Source organism: Streptomyces sp. NPDC058664, from assembly GCF_042716635.1.
Lineage (GTDB): Bacteria > Actinomycetota > Actinomycetes > Streptomycetales > Streptomycetaceae > Streptomyces.
On sequence record NZ_JBHXRW010000142.1, the window covers coordinates 1 to 4,824 of the forward strand.

The window sequence follows — 4,824 nt, forward strand, 5'->3', positions numbered from 1 at the left end:
ACCGGTCGAATACGAGAACAACCACTACCTCGCAACCACAAAACTCCAGGTCACACCCAACGTCTGAGATCTCTACCGAACCCGGAACGGTTCAGTCGACGGTGTCCCGGGTCTGGCGGGCTTTCGGACTGCAGCCGCACCGTTCACAGACGTTCAAGCTGTCGACGGATCCGTACTTCGTCGACAAGGTCCACGACGTCGTCGGTCTCTATCTGGACCCGCCCGAGCGGGCCCTGGTGTTCTGCGTGGACGAGAAGTCGCAGATCCAGGCCCTGGACCGCTCGCAGCCGGTGCTGCCGATGATGCCCGGAGTGCCGCAACGCGTCACGCACGACTACGTCCGGGCCGGCACCACCACTCTGTTCGCCGCCCTGGAGGTCGCGACCGGCAAGGTGATCGGCTCCCTTCACCGGCGCCACCGGGCCGAGGAGTTCAAGAAGTTCCTCATCAAGCTCGACCGCGAAGTCCCGGACGGCCTCGCGGTCCACCTGGTGCTGGACAACTACGCCACCCACAAGACCCCGGCCATCAAGACCTGGCTCCTGGCCCACCCCCGCTTCCACCTGCACTTCACACCGACCGGGTCATCCTGGCTCAATCTGGTCGAGCGGTGGTTCGCCGAGCTGACGAACAAGCAGATACGGCGAGGCGTCCACAAGACCGTCCAGGCCCTGGAGCAGGACATCCGTGACTGGATCGCCGCCTGGAACACCGACCCCAAGCCCTACGTCTGGACCAAGACCGCGGACGAGATCCTCGAACGCCTCGCCTCATATCTGAACAGAATTCCTGACTCAGAAGACTAGCGTCGTCTGAAAACCCCTTGCTCCCCGGTCCGCCTGCTTGGTGGGATGCATGGGCTTCGACGGCGGGAGGGGACAGCTTGGCGGTGTTCGGGTGTGCGGGCTGCGGTGCGGTTTTGACAGCGGCGGTGTCGGAGGTGGCGTTGCCAATCTACCTGGCCGATACCCACTGGGAGACGCTGCACCCGCCACTGCTGGAGGCCGGGTCCTACGCCGTCGACCCTGTACCGTACGGGCCGCCGTGGCGGCAGTGGGACGAGGTCGGGGCGCGAGAAGCGGCGGAGCGGGGGCGCTTCGCGCCGTTCGGCGCGCTGTCCGACGGGCCGTCGGACACCGTTCTCCTCGCACCCGGCGACATGCGCGGCACCAGGCTGATCCTCGAACGGGCCGGGGGCTACTGCATGGGGATCGACGGGAGGGACGGGCCGAACCTTGCCTGCCTGGGCTGCGATCTGCCGGTCGGAACGAGGATGGACGACTGCGGGTGCTGGCAGGTCGTCCGGCTCGTCCCGCAGGCAGTAGTGCGGCTGCCCTGCCCGCCGGAGCGGCCGGTCATGGACTGGGCGGAGCTGCTGGCGACCGGCGCGCTGTGGCACCGGCTGAGCGAGTACCGGGACATCCCGGCGGGAGTGGCCCTCGCCCAGGTGGTGGTGGCCGCCGGGGGCGCGCCGGTTGAGGTGGCACCCGGGCCGGTCGCTGAGCTCCTCGGCCGGGCACTCGGCGCGCTGCTGCCCGCCGGAGAAGGTGCGAAGCGGCTGGACCTGGCGGGACCGGGGTTCGGCGAGCCCGCCACTGACCTGGTGCTGGTGCCGGTCCATCCGCAGACCGGAGACATGTGGCAGCCGCGCGCCGGGGCGGTGCCGGTACCCATGGATGCCACGCTCTGGGCCGAGCTCGCCTTCCCGCCACACCGGACCCGGCTGCCGGTGGTCGGCGGGCTGCCGGCAGGGGTGGAGCGGGACGACCCGCTGCCGCCGCACCCGTGGTACCCGTTCCAGCCGTCCAGGGAGGCGTTCCGGTACACGCTCGCGCGGATACCCGCCGTCAGGGAACCGTGGCTGCGGGCGATCTACGACCGAGGATGCTGACTCGTCAGAGGTAGTGCGGACCCAGACGTTGGGTTCGACGTAGAGGGCGTAGTCATGGACCGAGTGGCAGCTGGGACCAGGACACCCCCTGATCACACATGGCTGACCGACATCACACATTCAACTTCAGTAGCTCTCTGCGTTCCACCTTGAATGTGCGGCGCGGACCCGCGCAAGGGTCCGCCGCGGAACTACGACGGGACCGGTCGCTCGGACGCGCTCCGGCGCGGGCGACGGGTGAGCGCGGCCGATCTGCGGGGCCGGCCGGGGCTGGGCTATTCGGGAGGCGGGACGAGGTCTCCGCGCAGCCGCCGGGTACGGAGTACCAAATCCAGTTCGAAGCGGCGGTCTGGGTCGTCCAGGTCGTCGCCCCACAACTCACGGAGCTGCCTCAGCCGGTAGCGCACGGTCTGCGGATGGACCCCGAGCCGGGCGGCCACCTCTGGAGCACCACCCCGCGTCTCCAGCCAGGCGAGCAGTGTCTCGGCGAGCCGGTGGGCGTGCGCCGGGCCGCCGGCCTCGTCCAGGCAGGCCAGCCGCCGCCGGGCCAGATCATTGATCAGTCCGCCCGCCGGCAACAGGACCAGGGCCTCGACGTGCTCGGCGCAGTGCAGGAGCCGCCCCCGGGGCAGGACCCCCTGCTCGATCATGCGGACGGCGGCCTCCGCCCAGCGCAGTGACGTGACGGCCTCCGTCAGTGGAACCGACGGGCCGATCGCCCCGGACCAGCCGGTCACGGCCCGGTCCAGCAGCTCCGCGCGTCCGGGGGCGTCCGGATCCGGTACGACCAGGCGCGGCTGCGCGCCCTCCATGTCGAGCAGCATCTCGTCGCCCACGGCAGGGGCCACCGCCTCCGCGGCGGGCCGGAGCAGCACCGCCACCGCCACCTTCCCGGGCAGTTGCCAGCCAAGGTCGGCCGCGCGGTCGGCGAGCAGGGCGGTCGGATCCCCACGGTGTTCGGTGAGCAGGAGGTCCACCAGGATTCGCTGCAGGCGCAGCGGCTCCCCGGCCTGACGGGCCACGGCCTCGGCGTAGCCGCGCACCGACTGCGCCACCATCACGTCCAGGTACTCGAACGCCGCCTCGGCGAGCTCGTACAAGGCCGAGGGCGGAATCCTGGCCTCCTGGCCGATTTTCGCCATCCGCCGCCAGGAAAGGCGCACGCCCAACCGGTATATCCCCTGGAGGGAGTCCAGACTGCGGCCCTGCGAGACCTCGCCGCGGCCGAAGTCACGGAACACCTCTGGCAGATCGCACGGGCGGTCCGAGCCGGTGATCATCTGCTCCACGAAGAGCTCCAGCGCGTGCCGGATCGCCACCAGCGCCTTCAGCTCTCCGGAGGCGTCGACGATGAACACCAGGCCCGGGTGCTCCCGCCGGATCGCGGCGAGGATGTCCTGTGCCAGTTCGGGGACTTCCTCCAGGGCGCGGTCGGCGAACCGCTGGATCCGCTCCCGCGGTATGTCGTGCCATGCTGACGAGGCTTCCAAAATCCACTGCTCCTGGAGGTCTGGTTCGCCCGGGCGGGGCCGGTCGGCCTGCCCGGGAACAAATTGGGGCATTGTCAGGTTGCGCGGGTCATCAGCGGTGTGATCCGGTTCGAGACGTGCCTGGACGTGGCGGTGGCGGGCAGGCCTGTGGTACCGATGATCTGGTCCCAGATGGTGAAGCGGATGATCATCTCGCTGCGGTAGTGCGGGGCGGCCATCAAGTGGCGGCGGGGACGGAAGTGGGGTGAGATGCCGCTAAACGCGGGCAGGAACCGTTGCGCTGCGCCGACGCTACGGAAGCCTTTCATGGCGCGCTCGCGCTGTCTCGTCGGTTGGTGGGAGTTCTCCGCCTGGTTGTTCAGTCCCTTGTGAGAGCGGTGCTCGACTGAGGGCATCACCGTGCGGTGGGCAGCGCCGTAGGAGCGGAGTTTGTCGGTGAGGACCACCCTCAGTACCGTCCGGGTCTTCTTCATCAGTTTCCGGAAGAAGCGCCTGGCTGCGGGCTCGTTGCGGCGATTCTGCAACAGGATGTCGAGCGCATTGCCCTTCTGCTCGACGGCCCGACACAGGCACTTCTGCATCCTGTTGATTTTGACGAAAAACTCGTCGAGATGCCATTTGTCACCCGGTCTCGGGCGGCGCCGGCGCAGCGCGGCGGCGTACGCGGGGCCGAACTGACGGGTCCACTGGTGGATCGTCTCGCGGGTCACCTCGATGCCGCGCTCGAGCATCAACTCCTCGACGTCGCGCAGGCTCGAATTGAACCGGTGATACAACCACATGCAGTGGGAGACGGCCTCCGGCGGGAAACGGAAACTCCGGCATGACACTATGTCCACAAGCCATCCCTCCGCGATCCGGCCAGACAGATGATCATGCTGCCGGAGAGAACTCCCACTCAACCGGACAATTCCTCACCGCGCCATCGGCACGAGCTGCATGAGAAGTCGTATGTAGAGGGCTACCTTGAGAAATGTAAGGATTTTTTGTGCTGGGGAATTGAGTAATCAAAGCTCAAAAGTTGGCCTTGCCCTCAATCATTCACATGCGCGAGCCGGCGTGAGGGGACACCGTCGTCTCCGGAGCGGTCAGTGTCCGCAGGTTGGCGGGCATTGAGCCTTTTCCAACCTGGCGGTGTTGTCTATGCGTTGGACGGCCCTGCGGAACGATGAAGCTCTTGGTAGGCGGGTTCTCGACCAAGATCACCGGTGTCTGCCAGGAGTCTCGATGACGAAGCCAAGTCTCCTGCGCGACGGGCAGGACGGGGTGAACAGCCTGTCGTCGCGCAGGAGAGCCCACAGCACGCTGGCCCGGCGTCGAGTATCGGACCCATTCCGGGCAGCGACTGGATGATCTCGGCCTGCAGATGGCTTCCGAACGTCTCGCGGATCTGCTTGTCGATCCGCTTGAGCCGGTCGTCCAGGGCCAGGAGCTGTGCCGCCA

4 protein-coding genes and 1 pseudogene are annotated in these 4,824 nt (G+C 67.8%); 2 read left to right on the forward strand and 3 right to left on the reverse strand.

Annotated elements, in window-relative coordinates:
* The coding region (locus ACFWUY_RS40560) for an IS630 family transposase (protein ID WP_384121806.1) at window positions 1-806 on the forward strand (806 nt) is incomplete at its 5' end.
* Window positions 807-883: 77 nt separating this feature from the next.
* Complete coding sequence (locus tag ACFWUY_RS40565; RefSeq protein ID WP_384121808.1) at window positions 884-1,891, forward strand: hypothetical protein; 1,008 nt, start codon at window positions 884-886, stop codon at window positions 1,889-1,891.
* A 275-nt stretch (window positions 1,892-2,166) separates the two neighbouring features.
* Here ACFWUY_RS40565 and ACFWUY_RS40570 read toward each other — a convergent pair whose 3' ends face one another.
* The 3 genes and pseudogenes from ACFWUY_RS40570 to ACFWUY_RS40580 all read right to left on the reverse strand — a co-directional run.
* Window positions 2,167-3,381 carry a helix-turn-helix domain-containing protein gene (locus ACFWUY_RS40570; RefSeq protein ID WP_384121813.1) on the reverse strand — a complete coding sequence of 405 codons (1,215 nt, stop codon included), beginning with the start codon at window positions 3,379-3,381 and terminating at the stop codon, window positions 2,167-2,169.
* A gap of 74 nt (window positions 3,382-3,455) precedes the next feature.
* Window positions 3,456-4,220 carry an IS6 family transposase gene (locus ACFWUY_RS40575; protein WP_384121815.1) on the reverse strand — a complete coding sequence of 255 codons (765 nt, stop codon included), beginning with the start codon at window positions 4,218-4,220 and terminating at the stop codon, window positions 3,456-3,458.
* Between the two features lie 473 nt (window positions 4,221-4,693).
* Window positions 4,694-4,824: pseudogene (locus ACFWUY_RS40580) on the reverse strand (IS110 family transposase); the annotation flags it as partial.